Source organism: Caldimonas taiwanensis NBRC 104434, from assembly GCF_001592165.1.
GTDB lineage: Bacteria > Pseudomonadota > Gammaproteobacteria > Burkholderiales > Burkholderiaceae_C > Caldimonas > Caldimonas manganoxidans.
The window spans coordinates 1-1,283 of sequence record NZ_BCWK01000069.1 but is presented as its reverse complement, the minus strand read 5'-3'; the positions used below and the strand labels follow the sequence as shown (position 1 = coordinate 1,283).

The following is a 1,283-nucleotide window of genomic DNA, read 5'->3' as shown; positions in this document are numbered from 1 at the left end:
AGGCGCTGCCAGGCCAGGCAGCCCTCCAGCGCCCAGGCCAGGATCCCGTCGCGCTCGGCGAGCAACTTGTGCTGCAGGTGTTTGTCCCGCCGCTCGGGCGGCACGGTGATCGTGAAGGGGATCAGGTGCAGCCGGCGCTTCATGGCCTCGTCGATGTTGCGGATGGCGGGCTTGTGGTTGCCGGCGACGAAAAGCTTGAACTGCGGCCAGAACTCGAAGAAGTCTTGCCGCATGAACCGCGCCGAGATCTTGTCGCCGCCCGTGAGGCTCTTGACCTTGGACTCGGCCCAGCGCCGCCCTTGCTCGGTTTCGATCGCCGCTACGAAGCGCGCGCCGCGCAACCCCGCCATGTCGGTCGGATGGCGGTCGGTACGCGTCTCCATGAAGGTGTCCATTGGCGCGTTGGCGGCGTAGTCGCCCAGGATCGTGGCCAGGGTGTTGACGAACACCGATTTGCCGTTGGCGCCGGTGCCGTAGAGGAAGAACAGCGCGTGCTCCTGGGTGGAGCCGGTGAGCGCATAGCCCGCCATGCGCTGCAGATAGGCTTGCAGTGCCGCATCGCCGCCGGTCACTTCGGCGATGAACTGCCGCCAGGTCGGGCAGTCGCCGCCGGGCGTGGCGGTCGTGATCTTGGTCATGCGGTCGGCGCGGTCGTGCGCGCGCATGCGGCCCGTTCGGAGGTCGACCACACCGCCTGGGGTGTTGAGCAGCCAGGGATCGGCGTCCCACTCGGCGGTGGTCGCGGCGTGGCGGCGGTCTGCGCGAGCCAGGCGTTCGACGCCGCCGACGGTGCCGGAGGTGGCCAGCTTGGCCGCCAGCTTCGGGTTGTCGGCCTGCAGGGCAGCGTGTCGGCAGACACCGCGGATCAAGTCGGTGGCCGCCAGCGTCTCCTCGTTGCGCCAGCGCCGACCGTCCCACACCAACCAGCGGCCCCAGGCCGCCACGTAGCGCCAGTCGCGGTGGTAGCGCCGGGTGAAGGCCAGCGCCAGGGCATCTTCGGTGCCCCACACCGATTCATCCGCGCCGATCACCGGCTCGCCGGGGTCCGCAATGTCATGCACCTGCACACGCGGGCCGTGGGCGAGGAAGGCCGCGACGTCGAAGCCCTCGGCCACGGCATCGGCCGCATCCCAGCCCTCGGCGGCTTCCTCGGGTGGGTAGAGGATGTGGCAGGACTTCGCGCCGGCCGACAGAATCGCCTGGGCCGCCTGCACGGCGTACTCCCAGCCCGGCTTGTCGCGGTCAGGCCAGACCAAGACGGCCTTGCCCGCCAGCGGCGACCA

At 70.1% G+C, this 1,283-nt stretch carries 1 protein-coding gene; it reads right to left on the bottom strand.

From position 1 onward, the window contains the following. Positions 1-1,283, bottom strand: a 1,283-nt coding sequence (locus CTA01S_RS16115; protein WP_232301112.1) for a phage/plasmid primase, P4 family, incomplete at both ends; no start/stop codon positions are given.